Annotated in this window: 1 protein-coding gene; it reads left to right on the forward strand. The window is 69.1% G+C overall.

Annotation, left to right across the window (positions count from 1 at the left end; translation table 11 throughout):
• Window positions 1-34 precede the first annotated feature (34 nt).
• Window positions 35-440, forward strand: a 406-nt coding sequence (locus J0695_RS42320) for a type II toxin-antitoxin system RelE family toxin (RefSeq protein WP_372445946.1), incomplete at its 3' end; no start/stop codon positions are given.

The raw sequence follows: 440 nt of genomic DNA on the forward strand, positions 1-440 counted from the left end.
GAACCACCACGGACAACGGGGGGAACGAACAGCCGTGACCGGCAAGAACGTGACACTGCGCCTGCTCGACAAGGCGGACCGGGAGATCCTCAAGCTCCCCCGCCCCGTCAAGGGCGCGATCTACGACTTCCAGCACAAGTTCAAGACCAACCCCGACTCCGCGGGCCTGCGCCTCAAGCAGTTGCAGGGGCACGACAAGCTGCACTCGGCGCGCGTCAACGACGAGTACCGCGCGCTGCTGCTGCGGCTGGCCGAGGACGACTGGCTGATCGTCTCGGCCAAGCACCGCAAGGACGTGTACGCGCACCTGGACCGGCTGACGTACTCGGTCAACCGCGTCACCGGCGGCATCGAGTACGTGGACCTCCAGGTCGTCCAGGAGGAGGTGCTGGCTCCCGCGGCCCCGCGGACCGCCGCACCCGCCGAGCCCGCCCGTCCCG

It is taken from the genome of Streptomyces beijiangensis (genome assembly GCF_017315755.1).
GTDB lineage: Bacteria > Actinomycetota > Actinomycetes > Streptomycetales > Streptomycetaceae > Streptomyces > Streptomyces beijiangensis.